Source organism: Bradyrhizobium sp. BRP20 (assembly GCF_020194215.1).
GTDB classification, from domain to species: Bacteria; Pseudomonadota; Alphaproteobacteria; order Rhizobiales; family Xanthobacteraceae; genus Bradyrhizobium; species Bradyrhizobium yuanmingense.
Window position 1 is genome coordinate 143,912 of record NZ_JADYVY010000006.1, and the last position, 25,265, is coordinate 169,176.

At 64.7% G+C, this 25,265-nt stretch carries 18 protein-coding genes; 13 read left to right on the plus strand and 5 right to left on the minus strand.

Annotated features, from left to right (window positions below; all coding sequences use genetic code 11):
- Positions 1–8: 8 nt before the first annotated feature.
- The 3 genes from I6F33_RS16415 to I6F33_RS16425 all read right to left on the minus strand — a co-directional run bounded on the left by I6F33_RS16415 (position 9) and on the right by I6F33_RS16425 (position 3,093).
- Complete coding sequence (locus I6F33_RS16415) at positions 9–1,511, minus strand: sugar ABC transporter ATP-binding protein (protein WP_225125180.1); 1,503 nt, start codon at positions 1,509–1,511, stop codon at positions 9–11.
- A gap of 15 nt (positions 1,512–1,526) precedes the next feature.
- Positions 1,527–2,546, minus strand: coding sequence for a sugar ABC transporter substrate-binding protein (locus tag I6F33_RS16420; RefSeq protein ID WP_036010114.1), 1,020 nt, complete (start codon positions 2,544–2,546; stop codon positions 1,527–1,529).
- A gap of 142 nt (positions 2,547–2,688) precedes the next feature.
- On the minus strand, positions 2,689–3,093 hold the full coding sequence (locus I6F33_RS16425) for a globin (RefSeq protein ID WP_225143333.1): 405 nt from the start codon (positions 3,091–3,093) through the stop codon (positions 2,689–2,691).
- A gap of 481 nt (positions 3,094–3,574) precedes the next feature.
- On the opposite strand from I6F33_RS16425, the gene I6F33_RS16430 reads away from it, so the two are divergent.
- The 8 genes from I6F33_RS16430 (at position 3,575) to I6F33_RS16465 (ending at position 12,524) form a co-directional block, all read left to right on the plus strand.
- Positions 3,575–3,949: a DUF2946 family protein gene (locus I6F33_RS16430; RefSeq protein ID WP_193374985.1), complete on the plus strand. Its 375-nt coding sequence runs from the start codon at positions 3,575–3,577 to the stop codon at positions 3,947–3,949.
- A gap of 85 nt (positions 3,950–4,034) precedes the next feature.
- A complete protein-coding gene (locus I6F33_RS16435; RefSeq protein ID WP_225143335.1) occupies positions 4,035–6,245 on the plus strand; it encodes a TonB-dependent receptor in 2,211 nt (736 codons plus the stop codon).
- Positions 6,246–6,349: 104 nt separating this feature from the next.
- Positions 6,350–6,847, plus strand: a complete 498-nt coding sequence (locus I6F33_RS16440; RefSeq protein WP_225143513.1) for a copper chaperone PCu(A)C — start codon at positions 6,350–6,352, stop codon at positions 6,845–6,847.
- A gap of 29 nt (positions 6,848–6,876) precedes the next feature.
- Positions 6,877–7,395: a YcnI family protein gene (locus I6F33_RS16445; protein ID WP_036010104.1), complete on the plus strand. Its 519-nt coding sequence runs from the start codon at positions 6,877–6,879 to the stop codon at positions 7,393–7,395.
- Positions 7,395–8,957 (plus strand): copper resistance CopC/CopD family protein, encoded by a 1,563-nt coding sequence (locus tag I6F33_RS16450; protein ID WP_036010101.1) that lies wholly within the window; start codon positions 7,395–7,397, stop codon positions 8,955–8,957. The genes I6F33_RS16445 and I6F33_RS16450 overlap by 1 nt, the downstream gene beginning before the upstream one ends.
- Positions 8,958–9,121: 164 nt before the next feature.
- On the plus strand, positions 9,122–10,441 hold the full coding sequence (gene proS / locus I6F33_RS16455) for a proline--tRNA ligase (RefSeq protein WP_225143337.1): 1,320 nt from the start codon (positions 9,122–9,124) through the stop codon (positions 10,439–10,441).
- A gap of 90 nt (positions 10,442–10,531) precedes the next feature.
- Positions 10,532–11,812 carry a lipoprotein-releasing ABC transporter permease subunit gene (locus I6F33_RS16460; RefSeq protein ID WP_036010095.1) on the plus strand — a complete coding sequence of 427 codons (1,281 nt, stop codon included), beginning with the start codon at positions 10,532–10,534 and terminating at the stop codon, positions 11,810–11,812.
- Positions 11,813–11,819: 7 nt separating this feature from the next.
- Positions 11,820–12,524 (plus strand): ABC transporter ATP-binding protein, encoded by a 705-nt coding sequence (locus tag I6F33_RS16465; protein ID WP_036010093.1) that lies wholly within the window; start codon positions 11,820–11,822, stop codon positions 12,522–12,524.
- Positions 12,525–12,616: 92 nt separating this feature from the next.
- On the opposite strand, the gene I6F33_RS16470 is transcribed toward I6F33_RS16465, so the two are convergent.
- Entirely contained in the window at positions 12,617–13,696 is a 1,080-nt protein-coding gene (locus I6F33_RS16470; protein WP_225143338.1) for a zinc-binding alcohol dehydrogenase family protein, read from the minus strand.
- Positions 13,697–13,807: 111 nt separating this feature from the next.
- On the opposite strand from I6F33_RS16470, the gene I6F33_RS16475 reads away from it, so the two are divergent.
- Positions 13,808–14,581, plus strand: coding sequence for a helix-turn-helix transcriptional regulator (locus I6F33_RS16475; protein ID WP_109143604.1), 774 nt, complete (start codon positions 13,808–13,810; stop codon positions 14,579–14,581).
- A gap of 153 nt (positions 14,582–14,734) precedes the next feature.
- Positions 14,735–17,884, plus strand: coding sequence for a GAF domain-containing protein (locus tag I6F33_RS16480; RefSeq protein ID WP_225143341.1), 3,150 nt, complete (start codon positions 14,735–14,737; stop codon positions 17,882–17,884).
- Positions 17,885–17,933: 49 nt separating this feature from the next.
- On the opposite strand, the gene I6F33_RS16485 is transcribed toward I6F33_RS16480, so the two are convergent.
- Entirely contained in the window at positions 17,934–19,250 is a 1,317-nt protein-coding gene (locus I6F33_RS16485; protein ID WP_225143344.1) for a hypothetical protein, read from the minus strand.
- A 583-nt stretch (positions 19,251–19,833) separates the two neighbouring features.
- Between I6F33_RS16485 and I6F33_RS16490 the strand changes: the two genes are divergently transcribed.
- From I6F33_RS16490 to I6F33_RS16500, 3 genes are all read left to right on the plus strand, one after another.
- Positions 19,834–20,556, plus strand: a complete 723-nt coding sequence (locus tag I6F33_RS16490; RefSeq protein WP_109143607.1) for an outer membrane protein — start codon at positions 19,834–19,836, stop codon at positions 20,554–20,556.
- A 446-nt stretch (positions 20,557–21,002) separates the two neighbouring features.
- Positions 21,003–24,506, plus strand: a complete 3,504-nt coding sequence (gene dnaE, locus I6F33_RS16495; protein ID WP_225143346.1) for a DNA polymerase III subunit alpha — start codon at positions 21,003–21,005, stop codon at positions 24,504–24,506.
- A gap of 146 nt (positions 24,507–24,652) precedes the next feature.
- Entirely contained in the window at positions 24,653–25,141 is a 489-nt protein-coding gene (locus I6F33_RS16500) for a DUF2846 domain-containing protein (protein ID WP_225133842.1), read from the plus strand.
- Positions 25,142–25,265: the final 124 nt, after the last annotated feature.

Sequence of the window (25,265 nt, forward strand, 5' to 3'; positions counted from 1 at the left end):
CTTCTCCGTCACGCCGCTTCCAGCAGGCGGTCCTTGCTGACCGGCTCGTTCTTGAATTCACGCACCAATGCGCCGCGCTTGAGCACGAGGATGCGGTCGGCCAGCGACAGCACCGTTTCCGGCTCGGTCGACAGCACGATGATCGCGAGCCCCTTCGTTCTGAGGTCGCGCACGATGTTGATGACGTCGTTCTTGGCGCCGACATCCATGCCGCGGGTCGGCTCGCACAGCACCAGCAGCTTGGGCGGATAGGTCAGCCATTTCGCCAGCGCGACCTTCTGCTGGTTGCCGCCCGAGAGCATGCCGAGATCGAGACCGACCACTGGCGGCCTGATCTGCAGCTGCTCGACCTGGCGCTTGGCGATGTCGCGCTCCTGCGCCGGCTTGAGCAGCAGCGAGGAGATGCGGTCGAGAATGCTGATCGAGATGTTCTTGTAGACCGGCTCCTGGTGGAACAGCATGTCGCGCCGGCTCTCCGGCACCAGCGCCACGCCGGCGCGGCGCGCCGCCGCCGTGCTGGCGAACGTTTTCGTCACGCCTTCGACTGCAAGCGTCCCGCCGTCCGGCTTCAGCTTGCCGAACAGGACGCGCGACAGCTCCTGCTGGCCGCAACCCATGAAGCCATAGATGCCGAGCACCTCGCCGGCGCGGGCCTCGAACGAGACGTCCTGAAGGCTGCGGGACAGCGACAGCTGATCGACCCTAAGAATCACCTTGCTGTCGCTCGGTTGCGGCAGCATCAGGTCGTCGGTGTAGCTGTGCTCGAGCGCCTCGCCGCCGCGGCCGATCATGGCCTCGATCAGCGCGCACTTGCTGGTCGCGGCGCTCGCCGTCTCCGCAACCTTGCGGCCGTTGCGGAACACGGTCACCGTGTCGGACACCAGCAGGATGTCCTCGATGAAATGCGAGATGAAGACGATCGCAGTACCTTGCTCGCGCAGCCGCCGGAGCGCTTTGAACAGGCGCTCGACCTCGGGCGGGGAGAGGGCGGAGGTCGGCTCGTCCAGGATGACGATGCGCGCGCCGGAGAACAGCACGCGCGCGATCTCGATCAACTGCTGCAGCCCGATCGGAAGGTCGCCGAGCCGCGCCATCGGATCGACGTCGATGCCGAAGCGGGCGAGCTGCTCGCCCGCCTCGCGCGCCATCCGCCGCCATTGCACGAGGCCGAGGGCGTTGGTCGGCTGGTTGCCGAGAAAGACGTTCTCCGCGACCGTCAGGTCGGGCGCGACGCTGAGCTCCTGGTGCACCATGGCGATGCCGGCGGCATGCGCATCGCGCGCCGAGCGAAAATGCATCTCCTGGCCGTCGACCAGGAAGCGGCCGGAGAACTCGGTGTGCACGCCGGCGATGATCTTCATCAGCGTGCTCTTGCCGGCGCCGTTCTCGCCGACGAGACCGTGGATCTCGCCGGGATAAAGCGCAAAGTCGACACCACGAAGCGCTTCGACGCCGCCGAAGCTCTTCGTGATGCCCTGCAGTTCCAGGATGGGCTGTTGTCCCACGCTCATGAAAGATCTGGACGCTCAGATCAGGAAGTGATCCTGCATCCACTGCATCCCGGCCGCGTTCGCCTTGGTCACGACCGGACCGTCGGTGACGACGTTCTTCGGGATGCCCTGTCCGCTCTTCTCGCCGCCGACCACGGCGGAGACGCCCGCGACGATCGCGCCGCCATGGATGCGGCAGGACGGATTGCGGACGGTCGCGAACATGCGGCCTTCGCTGACCGCCTGGATCGCCGGCGGCATGGCGTCGACCCCGCCGATCAGGATGTTGGTGCGATTGCGCGCCTTCATTATGTTGGCGGCGGCCAGCGCCATGTCGTCATTGTGGAAGAAGGCCGCATCGATCTGCGGGTATTTGGTCAGATAGGTCTCCCAGAGACGGGCGGTCTTCGAGACGTCCCAATCGGCCGGCTGGGTGTCCAGCACTTCGATGCCCGGGAATTGCTTGACGACCGAGTTGAAGCCCTTGGCGCGGCCCTGCGCACCGGTGTGGCCGAGCGCGCCCTGCGTCATGATGATCTTGCCCTTGCCGCCCATGGCGTTGCACAGCGCCTGTGTCACCGAAGCGCCCATGAACTCGTTGTCGGGAGCGAGGAAGGAATGGACGTTGATCTGATCGAGCGGCGCGATCAGCGTGTCCATGTCGATCACAGGCGTGCCGGCATCGATCATCTTCTGCACCGGCTGGGTGAGGGTGCCGATGCCGAAGGCCTGGATCGCGACGAAGTCCCATTTCTGCGAGGCCATGTTGTCGATCGCCGCGCGCTGCTTCACCGCATCGAGCTGCCCGTCGAACCAGGTCACCTCGACATTGAACAGCTTGCCCCAGAATTCCGCCGCCTGCTTGCCTTGCGCGCACCAGGTGGCCTGGAGGCCGGCGTTGGAGAACGCCGCCTTCAACGGCTTCTCGCTGCGTCCGACTGCGGCCAGTGCGGGGTTTATGCCCATGCTGCCGAGGATGGCAGCTCCGGCGCCGGCGGCCGCAGCCGCCTGAAGAAGATCGCGCCTGGTCGTCGAGAAATCTTTCGTCCCGGACATCGCTCGCTCCCATATATTTTGTCGTCGGCGCGTCATTGGTAGCGCTACCGATCTCCGAAAGTCTCTCACAAGAGTTGTTCGCACTCAATCTGCATTCAGCCGCAGCGTCGTCGCAGCCCGTGCGTTGGTGCAGCGCAAAGCGTCAGGTGGCCGCGGCGGCGAATGCGTCGATCTCGGCGAGCAATGTATCCCAGGACTGCGCGATCTCGGGCGTCCATTCATCGCCGAGCAGATCGCGGAGCGCATCCCTGATGACGGCGAAGAACGCGATGAACAGCTCGCGCGGCGCGCCATAGGCGTCGTGCGAGGCGACCTCGCACGCGATTAGCCGGAAATGCCCGCGGCGCTCGCCGGCGAAGTCGAGAATCGCCTCGATCGTCAGCGCCAGCATCGACCCCTTCACGAGGTCACCGCCGTCCGTGCGGAACATCGCCTGCGTTTCCGGATGGAGATCGAACAGACGTCGATAGACGAACGGCGTGAGGTCGGCGCAGCGCGAGGCCGCACGTTCGAAGCTGTCGTGGATGGGATGAAAGGCCGCGTTCATCGACGGTTCAGCGCCGCGGGCAAAAAAAGAGCGGGGCCCTGGCCCCGCTCAAAAATTGTGTCGACCCTATTATCCCCGATCTTAAGATTTGATCTTGATTGACGGGGCGACGCTGCGTTTTGCGCGCCAGGGGCTCCTCCCGAGACTTGGACCACCAGGCCTCGACCTCGCGGTCAGCGCCTGAGCAAGAGGGATGCTAGATCAACTTTTCTCACTTGTCATCATTTTCGGCAACGAATGTTCAAAATAGGAGCAACTGACGAAACGATCGGGCTTCCGGCCCCCTAAATATATGACAGATATAAGAAATTTGTGGATGGCCGGGCGGGTTTTCCTGCCTCAGATGCCGGCCCGCCGGAGGGTGGGGTCGTCCGACCACAAGCTTGCGAGCAGTTTGCGCAGGGCCCAACAGGCGGTGGAACTGGCCTCGACTCGGCCGCGCCCGAGTGATTAGTTAGCGCACGAACGAATGGTCCGGCGGATGCGCGCACGTCTGCAAAAATTCCTGCCTCTGGTCCTGCTCGCCCTGGTGATGCAGGTGCTGGCGCCGATCGCCGCCTGTCTCGCGGCCGGCCAGGCTGCGGCCGATCCGTTCTCTGCAGGCGTCATCTGCCACAGCGCAAGTGAGCAGGGCGGCCCGGTCGACGAGACCGGGACACCGGCCGCAAAAGCTGGCGCATGTGCGCTTTGCTGCCTCGCGCACGCTGACGCCTCGCTTGACGCGCCGCCCCATGCGGCGTTCTCAACTCCCGTCCGCCCCATCGCCCGCATCGTCTGGCACGTGGCGAACGCGCCCGTCCTCGCCGCCATCGACGGTTCGAGCGCTTGGGCGCGCGCTCCCCCTCGCATTTCCTGATCCGCGAAACCTTCAGCTCCGCGCCGGCTTCGGCCGTGCCGGGATCGCTATGCACCGGCTCTCTGCCGGCATCAGGAATGACCTCATGCCTCGTACAGGCTTCTTTCGACTGCTTTCCGCACGCAAAATTCTGCTTGCCTCAGCTTCTGCCCTCGTTGTGCCATCCAACGCAATCGCGGAGGAAAACCGACGCGAGCTTCCTCCCGTCACAGTCGACGCGCCGCGGGAGAAACGGGCCTCTCCAGCCCGCGCACAGCGAACCGCCGCGCGATCAACGCGGGCCCGCGCGCCCGCAACTGCGCGTCCGCAACCGACGGCAGCTTCCGAAGGGGGCCTCGGTCCTGGTGCCCTGACGGTTCTCACCGCCCAGCAGGCACTGAGCGAGATCAACCAGACGCCGGGCGGCGTAGCGCTGGTCGCAGCGGAGGCCTACCGGAATTCGACTCCCGCCAGCACGATCAAGGATGTCCTGGACTACGTTCCCGGCGTGTTTGCGCAGCCGAAATGGGGTGACGACACCCGGCTTTCGATCCGCGGATCCGGCCTGTCGCGCAATTTCCATCTGCGCGGCGTGCAGCTTTACATGGACGGCATCCCGATCAATACGGCGGACGGCTACGGCGATTTCCAGGAGATCGACCCGACCGCCTACAAATACGTCGAGGTGTACAAGGGCGCGAACGCGCTGCAGTTCGGAGCCAATTCGCTGGGAGGCGCCGTCAACTTCGTGACACCATCGGGACGCGACCGATTTCCGAATGGAGTCTCGCTCGACGTGGGAGCCTTCGGCTTCAGGCGACTGCAGGCCAATGCAGGAGGCGCCAACGGGCCGTGGGATGGTTTCGTCACCGCATCAACGCAGGCCACGGACGGCTTCCGCGATCACAGCTTCGGCTCGGGCAACCGCGTGAGCGGCAATGTTGGCTACCAGTTCTCGCCGGATTTCGAGACGCGATTCTATCTTAACGCCAACGAGGTGCGGCAGCGCATTCCAGGAACCGTCACCAAGGCGTCTGCCTTGACCAATCCGGAGGCCGCGGCTCCGGCGAACGTTGCGCTGGACCAGCAGCGCAACATCGACACGATCAGGCTGGCAAACAAGACGACGATCCGATTCGACGACACCAGGTTGGAGTTCGGCGCTTTCGGCGTCGACCGGCACCTCATGCATCCGATCTTCCAGTGGCTCGATTATCGCTACAAGGATTATGGCGGCTTCGCGAAGGTTACGGACGACCGCATCATCGGCGGTTACCGCAACAGGCTGGTTGCGGGCGTCAACCTGTTGAACGGCAGCATCGACAACCAGCAGTTCGCCAACATTGCCGGACAGAAGGGGGCATTGCTGTCGTCGTCGATCGATCGCTCGGAGAACACCTCGGTTTACGTGGAGGACAGCTTCTACTTTCTGCCGAATGTCGCCGCGATCGCCGGCACGCAATTCCTGCATGCGACCCGCAATCGGCAGGACCGGTTTCTCAGCGACGGCGACCAGTCGGGAGCAACCCGCTTTGATCTGTGGTCGCCGAAGGCGGGCCTGCTGTGGCAGATCGACCCGACGTGGCAGGCCTTCGCCAATGTTTCGCGGAGCGCCGAAGTGCCGAGCTTCGGCGAGAGCGCGCGCGGTCCTGGCATTCCGACGATTCCGTTCACCAGCATCCGCCCGCAGATTGCGACGACCTACGAGATAGGGACCCGCATGCGACGGCCCGACTATTCGTGGGAATTGACCACCTATCGCGCCGATATCCGCGATGAGCTGCTGTGCCTGTACAGCGCGTTCGGCAATTGCAACGTGACCAATGCCGACCGAACCTTCCACCAGGGCGTCGAGGCGGGGGCAGGGGCAGCAATCTTCCGCGATATCTTCGTGACAGGAGGCGCGCCCGACAAGGTGTGGCTCAACCTCGCTTATACTTACAGCGATTTTCGCTTCGACAGCGACACGGCGTTCGGCAACAACCAGCTGCCCGGCGCGCCGCGTCACTATTTGCGCGCCGAGTTGCTCTATAAGCATCCGACCGGGTTCTATGCTGGTCCGAACGTCGAATGGGTGCCGCAGGCCTATTTCGTCGACAGTATGAACACGTTGACGACGGAGCCGTATGCACTGCTCGGATTGAAAGCGGGCTTCGACAATGGCGGACCGTTCTCCGCCTATATCGAGGGTCGAAACCTCACCAACAGGACCTACATTGCAAGCGCCAGTATCATCGATCGCGCCACCGCGACGTCGGCGTTGTTCGAGCCAGGTGCGGGCCGGGCGGTCTACACCGGAATGAGGTATCGATGGTAAAGCGCACTGAGGCTGCCGAAACCACCAAGACCGACCGTGCTCGATCAGATCAAAGCCGAGGGAACCAAATGAACAGGATCAATCTATCACTTCTCGCCGTCGCCATGCTGCTCGGCACCAGCGCGGGGGTCGCAGCCGAGGACGTCAAGGCCGGCGATCTCGTCATCTCGCAGGCCTGGAGCCGGGCGACGCCGGGCGGCGCCAAGGTCGCCGGCGGCTATCTGACCATCGAAAACAAGGGGAGCGCCGCCGACAGGCTGGTCAGCGTGTCCGCCGATATCGCAGGCAAGGCCGAGATTCACGAGATGGCCATGGACAACGGCGTGATGAAGATGCGCGCGCTCGACAAGGGACTGGCGATCGAGCCCGGCAAGACCGTGAAGCTCGCGCCCGGCGGCAATCATTTGATGCTTCAGGAGCTGAAGGGGCCGTTCAAGCAGGGCGACAAGGTGCCGGTGACGCTTCAGTTCGAGAAGGCCGGAAAGATCACCGTTGCGCTCGACGTCCAGGGCGTCGGCGCGCAAGCACCGGGCGGTGGGGGGCACTCGGGTCACATGGACATGAAGAAAATGCCGGATCATTCGGGAATGAAGATGAAATGAGACTGTTCTGGACTCTCGGGAGACCGAATATGTCGAAGCGATGCTGCCTGATTCTGATTGCCGCGGTCGCCGCATCACCAGTGGCGGCGCATGTCTCTCTCGAGACCAAGCACGCCACAATCGGCGCGTCCTACAAGGCGGTGTTCACCGTGCCGCATGGCTGCGCGGGCTCGCCGACGGTGAAGCTCCGCGTGCAGATTCCGGAAGGGGTCATCGCGGTGAAGCCGATGCCGAAGGCCGGCTGGACCATCGACGTCGTCGAGGGCAAATATGCGGGGGAATACGACTATCACGGCAACAAGCTCTCGTCCGGCGTCAAGGAGGTGGCGTGGTCCGGCGGTAAGCTGGCGGACAAGAACTATGACGAGTTCATCATGCAGACGGTGCTGACCGACAAGCTCAAGGCGAACACGACCTTGTACTTCCCAGTGGTTCAGGAATGCGAGACCGGCGTTCGTCGCTGGATCGAGATCCCAACCGAGGGGTCAAGCCATTCGCATGAGGGCAAGTCGCCGGCGCCTGGCGTCAAGCTCCTGCCGAAACCCTGATGCGCCTCCTCGCAGCGCTCGCGACGCTGCTCTTCGCTGCGGGCTTCGCGAGCGGTGCGCTCGCGCATGCGGCGCTGATCTCGGTCGAGCCGGCGAGCGGCAGCACGCTCGCGACCGCGCCCAAGGTGGTGGAGCTGCGGTTCAACGAACCGGTAACGCCGGGCGCGATCCGGCTGATCGACGGGACGGGCAGGGCGCGGGACGAGACGCGCGTCAGTGCGTCCGGCGACACGATTTCGATCCAGATGCCGGCGGATCTGCCTGAGGGGACCGCGGTCGTCAGCTATCGCGTGGTCTCGCAGGATGGCCATCCGATCGTGGGATCGGTGATGTTTTCAGTCGGCATGCCGTCGGAGACGAAGCCGTCCGCGAGTACTGACCATTGGTTGGCCGCGCTGATCTGGCTGGCGCGCGTTGGCCTGTATCTCGGTCTGTTCATAGGCGTCGGCGGTGTGTGGTTTGCGCGCTGGATATCATGGTCTCTGGCCGGCATGACCGTGCCGCGCATGGCACTCGCGGTCGGCCTTTCGAGCGCAGTGGTATCGCTCGGAGCGCTAGGCCTCGATCTCCTCGGCCTGCCGCCGGCGGCGCTCGCGACGGCCGCGCCTTGGAAGGTCGCGGTCGCAACCAGTGCCGGCCGCGCGTTTCTAGTTGCTGCCGCCGCGATGCTGTTCGCCTTGCTGGCGCTCCGCAGCGCATGGTCTTCGCGGGCTCTTGCGATCATTGCCATGGTCGGCGTGGGCCTGTCGCTCGCCATGAGCGGGCATGCCGCAACGGCGCCGCCTCGAATGATGATGCGCCCGGCGATGTTTCTTCACGGCCTGTGCGTTGCGCTATGGATCGGCGCTCTTGCTCCGCTCGCGGCTTTGCTGTCGAAGCCGACGCCGGCAACACTCGCCGTCGTGAAGCGCTTCTCGGGCATCGCCATGCCGGCGGTCGGCGTGCTGGCATTGACGGGCCTCGCCCTTGCGATTGTTCAGCTCGAAAAAGTTTCGGCGTTGGTCGAGACCCGCTATGGCCTCATCCTCTCGATCAAGCTCGGCCTGGTTCTCATGCTGCTCGCACTTGCGGCGCTCAACCGCTTCCGCCTCACTCCGGCACTCGCCCGCGATCGTGGAGCCCAGACCATCCTCAAGCGCTCGATCCTCCTCGAATGCGTGATCGCCCTCGCCATCTTTGCCGTCGTCGCCGGCTGGCGCTTCACGCCGCCGCCGCGAACGATCATTCCGGAGACGCCGTTGGCGATCCACATCCACGGCGACAAGGCGATGTTCCAGGTGCTGGTGTCACCTGGAAAGGTCGGCAAGGACGATTTCGTGCTCCAGCTCATGACCGGCGAGGGGACGCCCCTGGCGGCCAAAGAGGTGACGTTGACCCTCAGTCTGCCCGAGCGTGGCATCGAGCCGATGGAACGGGTCGCCTTGCTCGGGCCGGATGGCTACTGGCACGTGCGCAGGGTCGAGCTGCCCTTCGCCGGCCGCTGGCGTGTGCGGATCGAGGCGCTTGTGAGCGATTTCGAGAAGATCACGCTGGCGGATGAACTCGAGGTGCCGCCGCCCTAGGCTTACCGGCTTTGCTGAGCACGGTGCTCCTGAAGTCAAACCTGAAGGCAACGGAAAAATGACAGCTATTTCGCCGCGTTAGCGGCTTTTCCTCATTCCCGTCTTGTGTTTTCGCTCCCAATCCGGTTTCACTGCAGGCGATCACTGATTCCCAGAGTATTACCATGCGGTTGTCGCGGTTCTTTCTGCCCATCCTGAAGGAAAATCCGAAAGAGGCGGAGATCGTCTCGCATCGGCTGATGTTGCGTGCCGGCATGATCCGGCAGGAGGCGGCGGGCATCTATGCCTGGCTGCCGCTCGGCTTTCGCGTGCTGAAGAAGATCGAGCAGATTGTGCGCGAGGAGCAGAATCGCTCCGGCGCGATCGAGGTCTTGATGCCGACGCTCCAGCTCGCCGACCTCTGGCGCGAGAGCGGCCGCTACGACGCCTACGGCCCGGAGATGCTGCGCATCGCCGACCGCCACAAGCGCGAGCTGCTGTACGGACCGACCAACGAGGAAATGATCACCGAGATCTTCCGCGCCTATGTGAAGTCCTACAAGAACCTGCCGCTCAATCTCTATCATATCCAATGGAAATTCCGCGACGAGCAGCGTCCGCGCTTCGGCGTGATGCGCGGCCGCGAGTTCCTGATGAAGGACGCCTATTCCTTCGACCTCAACGAGGCCGCGGCGCGCGTCGCCTACAACAAGATGTTCGTCGCATACTTGCGCACCTTCGCGCGGATGGGGCTGAAGGCGATCCCGATGCGCGCCGAGACCGGCCCGATCGGCGGCGATCTCAGCCACGAGTTCATCGTGCTCGCCGAGACCGGCGAATCCGGCGTGTTCATCAATCGCGACGTGCTGGACCTGCCGGTGCCGGGCGAGGACGTGGATTATGAGAGCGACCTGACGCCGATCATCAAGCAATGGACCTCGCTCTATGCGGCGACCGAAGACGTCCACGATGCCGCGCGGTTCGAGCAGGAGGTGCCGGTGGACAAGCGGGTGAACACCCGCGGCATTGAGGTCGGCCAGATCTTCTATTTCGGCACCAAATATTCCGAGCCGATGAAGGCGCTCGTGGCGGGGCCTGATGGTGTCGACGTGCCGATCCATGGCGGCTCGTACGGTGTCGGCGTCTCGCGCCTGCTGGGTGCCATCATCGAGGCTTGCCATGACGATGCCGGCATCAAATGGCCGGAAGCGGTGGCACCGTTCCGCGTCTCGATCCTCAACCTGAAGCAGGGCGATGCGGCCGTCGATGCGGCCTGCGAGAAGCTCTATGCCGAGCTCACGGCCAAGGGCATCGACGTGCTCTATGACGACACCGATCAACGCGCCGGTGCCAAATTCGCCGCCGCCGACCTGATCGGCATCCCCTGGCAGATCATGATCGGGCCGAAGGGGCTCGCCGACGGCAAGGTCGAGATCAAGCGGCGCAGCGACGGCGCGCGCGAGACCATGTCGCCTGCCGACGCGGTTGCAAGACTTGTGGGCTGAGAAGGCTGATCGGCTGAATATTGTTCATCGCGCGATATCGCGGCCGCCAATCCGGCCACAATTGACCCCGAATCATGGGATTATCGAGCGATGGATGAGACCATGACCGAAACCGTGCAAACCGCGCCTTTCGCGCCATTCGAGTGGATGCTGTCGGCGCGCTATTTGCGGGCGCGGCGGAAAGAGGGATTCATCTCGGTCATCGCCGGGTTCTCCTTTCTCGGCATCATGCTCGGCGTTGCGACGCTGATCATCGTCATGGCCGTGATGAACGGCTTCCGCAAGGAACTGCTCGACAAGATCCTGGGCCTCAACGGCCACATCCTGGTCCAGCCCCTGGAATCGCCGCTGACCGACTGGAAGGACGTTGCCGACCGCCTCAGCCAGGTCGAGGGCATCCGGCTCGCGGCGCCGGTGGTTGACGGTCAGGCGCTGGCGTCATCGCCTTGGAACGCCTCGGGCGTCCTGGTGCGCGGCATCCGCTCCGACGATCTCAACAACCTCACCTCGATCGCCAAGAACATCAAGCAGGGCTCCCTCGAGGGCTTTGACGAAGGGCAGGGCGTTGCGATCGGCCGGCGCCTCGCCGATCAGCTTTCGCTGCATGCCGGCGACAGCATCACGCTGGTGGCGCCGAAGGGCGCAGTGACGCCTATGGGAACGACGCCGCGCATAAAACCGTACAAGATCGTCGCGGTGTTCGAGATCGGTATGTCCGAATACGATCTCGGCTTCGTGTTCATGCCGCTTGCCGAGGCGCAGGCCTATTTCAACCGCAGCAACGACGTCACCTCGATCGAGGTGTTCACGACCAACCCCGACAGGATCGACGCCTTCCGCAAGGCGGTGACGGAGGCGGCGGGCCGGCCGATCTTCCTGGTCGATTGGCGGCAGCGCAACTCGACCTTCTTCAACGCGCTCCAGGTCGAACGCAACGTGATGTTCCTGATCCTGACCATGATCGTGCTGGTTGCCGCGCTCAACATCGTCTCCGGCCTGATCATGCTGGTGAAGGACAAGGGCAGCGACATCGCGATCCTGCGCACCATGGGCGCCTCGCAGGGATCGATCATGCGGATATTCCTGATCACGGGCGCTTCGATCGGCGTGGTCGGCACGCTGGTCGGCTTCTGCGTCGGCCTCGTGATCTGCGTCAACATCGAATCGATCCGGCAATTCCTGTCCTGGCTGACCTCGACCGAGCTGTTCTCGCCGGAGCTCTACTTCCTGTCGAAACTGCCCGCCGAGATCGACGTGGGCGAGACCACGGCCGTCGTCATCATGGCGCTGACGCTGTCGTTCCTGGCGACGCTCTATCCGTCGTGGCGCGCCGCGCGCCTCGATCCCGTCGAAGCGCTCCGGTACGAGTGAGGGACTGATGGAGCAGCAGCAGGGGGCAGAAGATGTACCGGTCATTTATCTCCACGAGATAAAGCGGCAGTACTTGCAGGGCGAGGTGCCGCTGACGATCCTCGACGGCGCCAAGCTGGCGCTGTGGGCCGGCCAGTCCGTCGCCCTGGTGGCGCCGTCGGGCTCGGGCAAGTCGACGCTGCTGCACATCGCGGGGCTGCTGGAAGCCCCCGATTCCGGCGAGGTCTATGTCTCGGGCGCACCGACCTCGCAACTGCCCGACATCGAGCGCACCCAGCTGCGCCGCACCGATATCGGCTTCGTCTACCAGTCGCACCGGCTGCTGCCGGAGTTCTCGGCGCTCGAGAACGTCATGCTGCCGCAGATGATCCGCGGCCTGAAGAAGTCCGAGACCGTCAAGCGTGCCAAGGAGATCCTCGGCTATCTCGGCCTCGGCGACCGCATCACCCATCGTCCCGCCGAGCTGTCCGGCGGCGAGCAGCAGCGTGTCGCCATCGCCCGTGCGGTCGCCAACGCGCCGCGCGTGCTGTTTGCGGACGAGCCGACCGGCAATCTCGATCCTGGTACCGCCGAGCACGTGTTCCAGGCCCTGATGCAGCTGGTCAAGGCGACGCATGTGTCGATGCTGATCGCGACCCACAACATGGAGCTCGCCGGCCGCATGGACCGGCGGGTCTCGCTGTCGAACGGCCAGGTGGTCGAGCTCGACTAAAGAGCTCGAAAACAACCCCATGCACAGTAGCCAAGTGCTTGGTGAGACTTCCGAAAAAAATCGAAGACGGCGGTCCGTCGCCGCCTCACGATTCAGGGCCTGATCACCGTCAATTTGAACGGTCCGCCATTGGCGGCAGCATGCGCCACGGCTTCGTTGGCGTGGTCGAGATCGAAGGTCTCTGTCTCGTACTCTTCCAGCCGCAGCAGCCCGGCACGCACCAGTGCGATCAGGCGGCTGGCCGCATCGGGCGGATACATCCAGACGCCGTGGATGCTGATGCAGTTGCGCATGATCCAGGGGTAGGGCAGCTCGAGGCCCGGCCCGCCCGCCATGCCGACGCCACCCATCAGCACGACGCGTCCGTAAGCGCGGACCGTCATGACTGCCGCGCGCACGACAGTCGGGCTCACCGAGGGCGGCATGATGTCGAAGACGCAGTCGATCGGCCCCGGTGCGGCGCGCTTCATCGTCTCACGGTCGTCGTCCTCGTCACCCGAGAGCTTGACCGGCTTCACCCGCGCCCCGAAGCGGCGGACGAGGTCGGCGAGGATCCGTTCGTTGCGGCCCGGCGCGACCACGCAGGCTGCGCCCATCGCCAGCGCGACGGAGACGGCGGCGCTGCCGAAATTGCCGGTGGCGCCGCTCACCAGCACGGTCTCGCCCGGGCGAAGGTTTGCCGCAAGGAAGCCGCCATAGGGCACCAGCGACGTGCCCAGCGCGCACCATTGTTTCGCCTGCTCGGACGTGATCGGGCCGAGGGGTTTGACGTTCTCGGTCGGCACCCGCATCTGCTCGGCGAAGGAGCCGTGGCGAAAGTGCTGTTGCAGGCGCATGCCGCCGGGTCCCGCGGCGGTCAGGCCCTGCAGGGCGATATCCGGCGCCGCGGCGTCATCGCGCGAGCGCACTGTCGGATCGCAGAACACCCAGTTGCCGACGGCAAGCCTGGTCGCGTCCGGACCGATCGCGCGCACGCGGCCGATGCCGCCTGGGCCTGGAATGATTGGCAGGTCGAGCGCGTAGTTGCGCGTCCCGTCGAAGACCTCGTTCATGTAGGACAGCACGCGCGTCGCGACGACGTCGACGATGACCTCGCCGGTGCCGAGCACCGGTTCGGGGACAGTCTCGATCGCCAGCGGCGAGCCGAAGGATTTGAGTACGGCAGCTTTCATGATGTTCACCTCGACGTCGGGTGAGGTCCGTATGCGCTGCCCTGGCGGAAGTCAGGAAGGCCTGGTATTATCCTAGTATTTCATAGGCCCTCCATCGCCGGGACACCCGCCATGGTCGATCCACGCCGCGTTGAATTCGGGGACTTCCTGAGGTCCCGCCGCGAAAAGCTGTCGCCGAAGGCGGTCGGGCTTCCGGTGGGCCGGCGCCGGCGCACCGCGGGGCTGCGCCGCGAAGAAGTCGCGCAGCTCGCCGGCATCGGCGTCGACTGGTACATCCGTCTCGAGCAGGGCCGCACGGTCAGCCCGTCCGTGACCACCGTGGATGCGCTGGCCCGGGCCCTCCGTCTCAGCAAGGCCGAGCACGCCCACCTCAAGGCGCTGGCGCGCGAGCCCGCAAGGAGCCCCTTCACCCGCGAGATCGTGCCTCCGCCCATTCGTCGCATGATCGAGAGCCTGCATCAGCCGGCCTACATCACCGGCCGGCGCTGGGACGTGCTGGCCTGGAACGATGCGGCCGAGGAGGTGTTCGGGTTCGGGCGATTGCCGGAGCAGGATCGCAACACGCTGCTTCTTATGTTGACGAACAAGCAGACGCGAAAATCCTACGGCGCCGGCTGGACCGACGTAGCCAAGGCGATGGTGGCGATGTTTCGCGCCAATCACGACGTCTGGGCCGGCGATCCCGCCTTCACGGAGCTGCTGACGCGGCTGCGCGAGAGCAGTCCGGAATTCGTCGAATGGTGGGAGGCGCACGACGTTCGCAGCACCATCTCGGGCCGCAAGACCATGAACCATCCGACCAAGGGCGTGCTGCACTTCGAGCACACCAGCTTCCAGGCCAATGACGATCCCGCGTTGAAGCTCGTGATCTATACGCCGGTCTAAGCCGCCTTTGAGAGCGCGCTTCCGCCGCATCACGCCACGTCGGCTAAGCAGCATCCGGAGCACCCCCCTTGCGCCGGGGAACCTAAGGGCAATCCTACGGTTACCGTTTCATCGGTGTGCAGGTGGAGCGAGGGACGTGTTCGGGGATGAGCGATGACGACAACGACCGGGATGCCCTCGGCCGAACGCAACGCCGTCTTAGCCGCCCTCGGCGACCATATTCGGGAAATCGGTGACCCCGACGATCTCGCCTATGCGGCGGCGGAGCTGCTGGGCCGCAGCCTCAATGTCAGCCGGGCAGGTTACGGCACCGTCGATACCTCCGCAGAGACCATCACCATCGCGCGCGACTGGAATGCGCCTGGGATCTCGAGCCTGGCCGGCGTGCTGCGCTTTCGCGACTATGGCAGCTATATCGAAGACTTGAAGCGGGGTGAGACGGTCGTCTGCGCTGATGCTGAAAAGGACCCTCGCGTCGGCGACCGCGCCCGAGCTCTCGAGGCAATCTCGGCCCGCGCATTGGTCAACATGCCGATCTCCGAGCCCGACGGGGTCGTGGCGCTGCTCTACCTGAACAATGCAACGCCGCGCGAATGGAGCGCAGCAGAGCTAGAGCTCATCCGAGAGGTTGCCGAACGCACCCGCACCGCCGTCGAACGTCGCCGCGCCGAGAGCGCGGTGCGCGAGAACGAGGCGCGGCTCATCTTCCTCGACGCTCTCAACAAGGAAACGGCGAAGACGCGCGATGCCGACGGCGTCATGGCAGTGACGACGCGAATGGTCGGTGAGTATCTCGGCGTCTCCAACTGCGCCTATGCCGACATGGATCCCGATCAGGACGGCTTCACCATCCGCGGGGATTGGGCGGCCCCCGGTGCGATGCACATAGTGGGGCACTACAGTCTTGCCGACTTCGGCGAGAAGGCGGTGCGAGAGCTGGGCGCTGGGCGGCCCCTCATCATCAACGACAATCTGAAGGAGATCGCCCCCGAGGAAGCCGCCACTTTCCAGCGCATCGGGATCGGTTCGACGATCTGCATGCCCTTGGTGAAGGAAGGGCGCCTGACCGCCTTGATGGCCATTCATCACCGCGGCCCGCATCTGTGGACGCCGCGCGAACTTGCCTTGCTGACCGAGGTGACGGAGCGATCATGGGCGCACATCGAGCGCGTCCGATCCGAGCAGGCGGCGCGCGAAGCTGCCGAACGGCTGGTCCTCGCCAACAAGGCCGCCGGAATCGGCACCTGGGACTACGATCCGATCAACGATGTCCTTCGATGGGATAGCCGCTGCAAGGAGGTGTTCGGTCTCTCACCGAATGCCGAGGTCAGCTATGAGGGCTCATTCCTGAAAGGCATTCATCCCGACGACAGGCAGCGCGCTCATGAGGCCGCCTCGACCGCGTTACAGCCCAATTCTCCGGGAAGCTACAACATCGAATACCGGACCGTCGGTATCGAGGATGGCGTCGAGCGTTGGATCGCCGCAACGGGCCACACGATCTTTTCCAATGGTCAGGCCACGCGATTCATCGGGACTGTGCTGGATATCTCCGCCCAAAAGAAGACCGAGCGTCATCTCAGGATCCTCAACGACACAGGGGCATCAGTTGCCCGCGAACGCGATCTCGATAGGATCGTCCAGATCGTGACGGATGCCGGCGTCGAGCTGACGGGCGCCCAGTTCGGCGCCTTCTTCTACAACGTCCCGGCCGCGGACGGAGGCAGCTACATGCTGTACTCGCTGTCCGGCGCGCCGCGATCCGCTTTTGAAAACTTCCCGATGCCGCGCAATACCGCCGTGTTCGAGCCGACCTTCAAGGGCACGGGCGTGGTGAGGTCGGACGACATCCTGCAAGACCCGCGCTATGGCAAGAATGCGCCGCGGAAAGGCATGCCCGAGGGCCATCTCCCGGTCCGGTCATACCTTGCGGTCCCCGTGATCTCGCGCAGCGGCGAGGTGCTCGGTGGGCTTTTCTTCGGTCATGCGGAGGTCGGTCGATTCCACGAGGAGCACGAGGCCGCATTGCTCGGTATCGCCGGCCACGCCGCGACCGCGATCGACAATGCCGGGCTGCTGACCAGGCTCGAAACGCTCAATGCCGAGCTGGAGCAACGTGTCGCCGACGAGATCGCCGAGCGCATGAAGGCCGAGGAGCAATTGCGGCAATCGCAGAAGATGGAAGCCGTCGGGCAATTGACCGGAGGGATCGCCCACGACTTCAACAACATGCTGGCCGTCATCCTCGGCAGCTTGAATCTCGCCAAGCGGCGGCTCGGCAAGGGCGAGTTCAACATTGACCGCTTCCTCGATGGCGCCACGGATGGTGCGAACCGTGCCGCCACCTTGACGCAAAGATTGTTGGCATTCTCGCGGCAGCAGCCTCTTGCGCCCGAGGTCGTGGACATCAACAAGATGGTCGGTGAGATGAGTGAGCTGCTCGAGCGCTCGCTCGGCGAGCTCGTCCGTCTCGAGACGGTCCTCGCGGCTGGCCTATGGCGCGTCAAGGCAGACCCTGCGCAGCTCGAAAGCGCTCTCGTCAATCTTGCTGTCAATGCACGCGATGCCATGCCGAAGGGTGGCAGGCTGACGATCGAAACCGCCAACGCCTCGATAGATCGAAAATACGCCCGCGAATACGCGCTGCAGCCCGGGCAGTACGTGCTCATTGCGGTGACGGACAACGGCACGGGCATTGCGGCGGACGTGCTGGGAAAGGTCTTCGATCCGTTCTTTACGACCAAGGTCGTCGGCAAGGGGACTGGGCTCGGCCTCAGCCAGGTCTACGGCTTCGTGCGGCAGTCGGGCGGCCATGTCAAAATCTATTCGGAGGTGGACGTCGGCACGACCGTGAAGATCTATCTTCCACGCTTCGCGGGCGAGGGGCCTGTCTCAACTCCGTCGCACGGCGTGCCGCATCCCGGTGCAAGTCCGCAGAGCGAGACCATCCTCGTCGTCGAGGACGACGAGCGGGTCCGCGGCATCTCCTCCGAAAGCCTGCGCGAGCTTGGCTATACCGTCGTCGAGGCCGCCAGCGCCCGGGAGGCGATCGGCAAAATCGAAGGCGGTTTCGTTCCGGATCTGCTGTTCACCGACGTCGTCATGCCCGACATGACCGGTGCCGAACTCGCGGCCGAGCTGTCGAGACGATACCCGGATCTGAAAGTGCTGTTCACCACCGGCTACACGCGCAACGCGATCGTCCATAATGGCGTGCTCGATGCCGGCAAGCATTTACTTTCCAAGCCCTTTGCGATCGAGGACCTGGCCGCCAAGGTCCGCTCCCTGCTCGACGAGGGGTGAATGAATGTTGCGCGTTGAATCGTCCCCCGAGGCGATGTCCGACGTCATTTCAAGGCGACGGAGCGGGCCGAGGGTTTGTGCTGACGGTCAGTTGGGGGGCGGGCGTCCAAGGGCTCTCGGGCCAATGAGCTGCCTGCCAGGGAGCCGCTTTCCCAGGCGTCGTCGGCCAGGAGCTTGTCGGGCCCGGCGTCGGCAATGCGCAGGATGCCTTGAGCCGAGCCCATTGTGACGGCAGGCCCGCCAGGTCGAGCTCGAATGTCATGATGTCCGTCTTGTCGTCCGCGATCGGCGTGCTTTCGCGGACATGCAGGGAGCGGGAGGCCAGTATCGCCTTGACCATGTCGGGGTCGATGTTGCTGCGCCAGACCTCGTGCTTGCCGGTCCGCAGCGGAGATCCTCCGGCCGTCTTCTCCTTGTCGGCATCCGCCGTGATCAGGATCGTGCTCTTGCCGGCGGCCGTTTCGTCGACCTCGGCCGCAAATGTCAGCGGTGCGCCCTTGCTGCTTTCGCAAGACAGGCGCAGCTCCATCGTTCGGAACGCGGAGCCGTTCGCCTTCTTTGCGGTCGCGATCTTGCGGACGAACGGCCGGGCCTCCTTCTCCAGCGACCAGTTTGTCTCAGCTAGCGGTCGCGTGTCGATGCCGAAACCGTGGAGCTCGGATCGCGTCAGCACGTGCAGGCTTTCGAATTTCACCGTCCGGATCAGCGAATCGAGCTCGCGACCAATTCCCATCGCGGCGATGAACGCCGCGCGATCGCGGTCGGCGGCAAGGAGCCGGCGGCGCCTGTATTCCGCGACTGCCGCCGGATCGGGCCGTCCGTCGAAGGCGAGCACCAGCTTGGAATTATGGACCGCTATTGTGGCGTCGGGGGCGACCTCGCGCGATGCCGCCCCGAGAAACAGGTATGCGCAGGCCGAGTTGCACATGGCACGGGCGGTGGTGAGTTCGGCCTCGACCTCGCCGCTCGCGTTCTTGAGCTTCAGGCAAGCGGCGTCTCCCTGCGTGCCCGCGGCGCAGGCGGTCGCGATCGTCCGGCCGACCCTGGCGATCGCCTTGCGGCTGCGCAGCAACCGCGCGATCGCGTAGGACTGCTCGACGTTGCCGCCGGGCGAATGAACGTAAATCGGACGCTGCAGGTCCTTGACGCCGGCGAGGAAGCGGCGAATGCGCAGCGCAGCCTCCCGATCGATCTCGCCCTCGATGGCGATCCAGCGATCGCAGCCCGGCCCGCACGCATCGGGTGGTCCCTTGGCGAGATAGATCGTCAGCCTGGAGGCGAAGCCGGCTTTCTCGGCCGGCGCTGCTTCGGCACGCAAAGCGGCCGGGAGCAGCGAGGCCAGGAGGAGCAGGATACGGGCGAGCATGGCAGGATCGACTGCGCGAAGGAAGGCTAGGCCCGACGCTATCCGATGACCGGCGCGGTCACAACTTGCAGTCCCACGCCCATGCGGACAGACGGCCGGCCCCCGCAACCCCGATTCGAGAGCGTTCCGGCGCCTCGGTTCGCACCTCGCGGTAGCGAACTCCATCGCCCGACGCTGGCGGCGACGCGCATGCCGGTTAGCGCGGATTAGAGCAGAAGGGATGATCGTCTGAACGCGCGCGGGCGAGCGTGCGATTGATGCGAGCGCGAATGTGATGAAAGCGAGCGAAAACATGGCGACAATTTGGATGCGGAACTCAAGCGTGTCTTTGATTCTCCCATCACGCGAATGTGCGCGCGACGATGTTGCGCGCGCATGCAGTTTGTCTCGCCTCGGCGACATTGAAATTGCTGAAGACCCTTGTTTCAAAGGGTTTCCGCGCCCGTGCCGATAAACATTTGTTAGTGAGCAAGGTCCTTTCGATCGCACCTGTTGCCTCGTGGCTACAGCAATTCCGTCGATCGCTGTTATGACGACCCACGGCCGGGGGGCCCACTACTGAAGAAACTGGAACGGGAATCAAATGAAGAAGAATTTGTTGCTTGCAGCTGTCAGCCTGGTCGCGCTTGGTGCGACTGCGCCGGCACTTGCGGCTGATCTCGCGGCACGGCCCTACACCAAAGCACCGCCCGCGGCGATCGCTGCGGTGTACGACTGGAGCGGCTTCTACATCGGTCTCAACGGCGGCGGCGGTTCGGCTGACACGTCGTGGGATCTGGTCGGCTTCGGTCCGGAAGGCTCCCACAACTCGACCGGCGGCACCGTCGGTGGCCAGATCGGTTACCGCTTTCAGTCCGGCCAGTTCGTGTTCGGTCTTGAGGGCCAGGGCAACTGGGCCGACTTCTCGGGTGACAACATCAGCGCAATCACCGGTTTGCGGAACCGGACGCGCGTCGATGCGTTCGGTCTGATCACAGGCCAGGTTGGCTATGCCTGGAACAACGTCCTGCTCTACGCGAAGGGCGGTGCGGCGGTCGTCAGCAACAAGTACGACGTCTACAGCGTCGTGACGGGTGCGAATCTCGACCGGGCCGACGAGACCCGCTGGGGTGCCACGGTTGGCGCGGGCCTGGAGTTTGGTTTTGCTCCGAACTGGACGGTCGGCGTCGAGTACAACCACATCTTCCTCGGCGACCACAACGTCACCTTCGCCAGTGGCGCTGTCGAACGCATCGGGCAGGACATCGACATGGGTCTCGTCCGCCTGAACTACAAGTTCGGCGGCCCGATGATCGGCCGTTACTGAGACTGACCGCTCCACGTGAGTGGCTGACGAAAGCCCCGGCCTCGGCCGGGGCTTTTTTGCTGTTTGTCTTCAGCGAGTTAACCATCTCCTTTCGGCGGCTTCCGGATCGCTTGACTCCATAGAACGAAATGAGAACAATGTTCTTCATACGTTCCAACAAGGGAGCCGGCCATGTTCAGGGTTTTCGTGGAAGAAGCCGCCGCACTGGCGTCCATCACGCTGTTCGTCGGGATGATCGCGATCTGGGCCCAGGTCATTCCGCAGCTGTAGGCCGGCTTTCTCCGACCTCTTGGGGAAAAGCGGGACGACGCGCCCAAGCGGCCGCTCCGGCGTGGACTCTCAAGCTGTGAGACCCCACCATTGAGAGGCGAGTCGGCCGCGAGTGCATGATGCCTTGAGGCGCCGGAGACCGCTCCATCTCATCTGCAAGAGGCCGTCACGCGACCATGCCGAGCGCCGGATTTGTTCACCTTCACGTTCACTCGGCCTATTCGCTGCTCAAGGGCTCGATCAAGATCGCCAAGCTCGCCGAGCTTGCCAAGAAGGACCACCAGCCGGCGCTGGCGCTGACCGACACCGACAATCTGTTCGGCGCGCTGGAGTTCTCCGACAAGATGGCGAGCTCCGGCATCCAGCCGATCGTCGGCTGCGAGCTCGCCATCGATTTCGGCGATCAGGATCCCAACGCGCGCAACGCGATGGGACCCTCGCGCGTGGTGTTGCTCGCCGCGCAGGAGCGCGGTTATCGCAGCCTGATGCGGCTGAACTCGCGCGCGTTTCTGGAATCGCCGGACAGCCATGCTCCGTTCATCAAGCTCGACTGGCTCGAGGGCGAGACCGAGGGCCTGATTGCGCTGACGGGCGGGCCGGACGGGCCGATCTCGCTGGCGCTCGCCGGCGGCATGGCCGAGCTCGCCGGCGCGCGGTGCGAGCGTCTGGCCGCTCTTTTCGGCGACCGTCTCTACATCGAATTGCAGCGCCACAACGCCGAGAAGGAGCGGCGCGTCGAAGGCGGCCTGATCGACATCGCCTACGCCAAGGGACTGCCGCTGGTTGCGACCAACGAGCCGTATTTCGCAACCACCGACGATTACGAAGCACATGATGCGCTGCTCTGCATCGCCGGCGGCCGGCTGATCGCCGAGACCGACCGTGTGCAGCTGACGCCGGATCATCGCTTCAAGACGCGCGCCGAGATGGCGGTGCTGTTCGCCGACATTCCGGAGGCGCTGGCCTCGACGGTGGAGATCGCCGAGCGCTGCTCGTTCCGGCCGATGACGCGCAAGCCCATCCTGCCGTTCTTCACCGTCGGCGCCGCGGCGAGCTCGGATGCCGCCGCGGTCGAGGCGGCCGAGCTGAAGCGCCAGGCGGAGGAGGGGCTCGCCAACCGTCTGCGCGTGCACGGCCTCTCTCAGGGCACGACGGAAGAAGACTACAACAAGCGCCTGGCGTTCGAGCTCGACGTCATCATGCGCATGAAGTACGCGGGCTACTTCCTGATCGTGTCCGACTTCATCAAATGGGCCAAGGCTCACGGCATTCCGGTCGGGCCGGGCCGCGGCTCCGGCGCAGGCTCGCTGGTGGCGTGGGCGCTGACGATCACCGACCTCGACCCGATCAGGTTCGGCCTGCTGTTCGAGCGCTTCCTCAATCCGGAACGCGTCTCGATGCCGGACTTCGACATCGACTTCTGCCAGGACCGCCGCGGCGAGGTGATCAGTTACGTGCAGCAGCGCTATGGCCGCGACCAAGTCGCGCAGATCATCACCTTCGGTACGCTGCAGGCGCGCGGCGTGCTGCGCGACGTCGGCCGCGTGCTGCAGATGCCCTACGGCCAGGTCGACAAGCTGACCAAGCTGGTGCCGCAGAATCCGGCGGCGCCGGTGACGCTGGCCGCCGCGATCGAGAGCGAGCCGAAGCTGCAGGCGTTCCGCGACGAAGATCCCGTGGTGGCGCGCGCCTTCGACATCGCCCAGCGTCTCGAAGGCCTGACCCGCCACGCCTCGACCCACGCGGCCGGCATCGTGATCGGCGATCGCCCCTTGAGCGAGCTCGTGCCGCTCTACCGCGATCCCAAATCCGACATGCCGGTGACCCAGTTCAACATGAAATGGGTCGAGCCGGCGGGCCTCGTGAAGTTTGACTTCCTCGGCCTGAAGACGCTCACCGTGCTCGACGTCGCCTGCAAGCTGCTCAAGCCGCGCGGCATCGATGTCGATCTCGCCACGCTGCCGATCGACGATGCCGAGAGCTATCAGATGCTGGCGCGCGGCGACGTGGTCGGTGTGTTCCAGGTTGAAAGCCAGGGCATGCGGCGGGCGCTGATCGACATGCGCCCCGACCGTTTCGAGGACATCATCGCGCTGGTCGCGCTCTATCGGCCGGGCCCGATGGCGAACATCCCGACCTATTGCGCGCGCAAGCACGGCGACGAGGAGCCGGAATATCTGCACCCCGTGCTGGAGCCGATCCTGAAGGAGACCTTCGGCGTCATCATCTACCAGGAGCAGGTGATGCAGATCGCGCAGGTGATGTCGGGCTATTCGCTCGGCGACGCCGACCTGTTGCGCCGCGCCATGGGCAAGAAGATCCGCGCCGAGATGGACAAGCAGCGCGACATCTTCGTCGCGGGGGCGGTGAAGAACGGCGTGCCGAAGGGGCAGGCCGAGACCATCTTCGAGCTGCTCGCGAAATTCGCCGACTACGGCTTCAACAAGAGCCACGCGGCGGCCTATGCGCTGGTGTCCTACCACACCGCATACATGAAGGCGCATTATCCGGTGGAGTTCATCGCCGCGTCCATGACGCTCGATCTGAACAACACCGACAAGCTCTCCGAATTCCGCTCCGAGGCGCAGCGGCTCGGCATCAAGGTCGAGCCGCCGAACATCAACCGGTCGGGCGCGACCTTCGAGGTCGGCGAGAACACGATCTACTACGCGCTCGCCGCGCTCAAGGGCGTCGGCATCCAGGCGATCGAGCAGATCATCGCGGAGCGCACCCGGGGCGGCCTGTTCACCTCGCTCGCCGATTTCGCCGCGCGCGTCTCGCCGCGCGCGATCAACAAGCGCATCATCGAAAGTCTCGCCGCCGCCGGCGCCTTCGACACGCTGGAGCCGAACCGGGCGCGCGTCTTTGCCGGTGCGGATGCGATCCTCGCCGCCTGCCAGCGCGCGCATGAAGCTGCGACTATCGGCCAGAACGACATGTTCGGCATGTCGGCGGATGCGCCGACCATCATGCTGCCGCAGGTCGAGCCATGGCTGCCGGCCGAGCGGCTGCGCCGCGAATACGACGCGATCGGCTTCTTCCTGTCGGGACATCCGCTCGACGATTACGCGACCGTGCTGAAGCGGCTGCGGGTGCAGAGCTGGGCCGAGTTCTCGCGCGCCGTGAAGACCGGCGCCACCGCCGGCAAGGTTGCCGCGACCGTGGTCTCGCGCATGGAGCGGCGTACCAAGACCGGCAACAAGATGGGCATCATGGGGCTGTCCGATCCCACCGGCCATTTCGAGGCGGTGCTGTTCTCGGAAGGCCTTGCGCAATATCGCGACGTGCTGGAGCCGGGCGCGGCCGTGCTGCTGCAACTCGGGGCCGAGCTTCAGGGCGAGGACGTCCGCGCCCGCGTGCTGCATGCCGAGCCGCTCGATGATGCCGCGGCGAAGACGCAGAAGGGGCTGCGCATCTTCCTGCGCGACACCAAGCCGCTGGACTCGATTGCCAAGCGTCTCGCCGGGCCCGAGATGGCGGCTTCCAACGGCGGCGCGCCGAAGGTCGGCAGTCCCGGCATCGCACCGCGCGGAAACGGCGACGGCGAGGTCTCGCTGGTGCTGATGCTCGACCTCGAGACCGAGGTGGAGATGAAGCTGCCCGGCCGCTTCAAGGTCTCGCCGCAGATCGCCGGCGCGATCAAGGCGGTGGCAGGCGTCGTCGACGTGCAGCAGCTTTAGCTTCTCCGCCACGCGTTCCGGTTTTTGCAAAGTCGTCATACTGCATCGGTTGCAACCCTGCGCTGATTCCGACTAGCATGTCCCCGGGGAATGGAATGGGGCGTGTGATGCTGCGACAGGTTGCGTTGTTGTTGGCCGTTTGTGCCATGCTGACGGGGTGCGTCAGCAATCAGGTTGGGACGGACTTTGCGTCGGTGTCGAAAAAGGTTGGTCCTCCGCGCGCGGGGCACGCGCGTGTGGTGTTCCTGCAGGACAAGAGGAGCGGCTTGAGCATGGCCATTTGCGCCTGCGAGGTGAAGCTCGACGGTGCGCCGCTCGGAAAAGTCGTGGCCGGGAAATATGCCTATGCCGACCGGCCTGCCGGGCGTCACGACGTGCTGCTCACCGAGCTGATGTTTCCGGGCGAGACCAAGCGCGAGATCGTCATGGAGGCGGGCCGGACGCATTTCTACCTGATCAAGAGCAGCCCCCGGCACGATGCGGCCATGGGCGGCGCCGTGCTCGGCGGTTTGGCCGGACTTGCGGTCGTGTCCGTCGCGACGGCGGGCGAGGCCAATCTCGGGCCGGGCGAGCTCGTCGCGCTGGATGAGGCAACCGCGCGGACGAAGCTCGCGGAGCTGGAAGCCGTCGAGTAGGGCGCGCGGTACGACGACGTGCCTCTGATCGCGCTGGCGCAGGGGCTCTTTGGCGGGTTGATCTCGAATGCATGCAGGCGGACGCATGTTCGTGCAATCGTCGGGCGCGGAATGACCGGCCTTT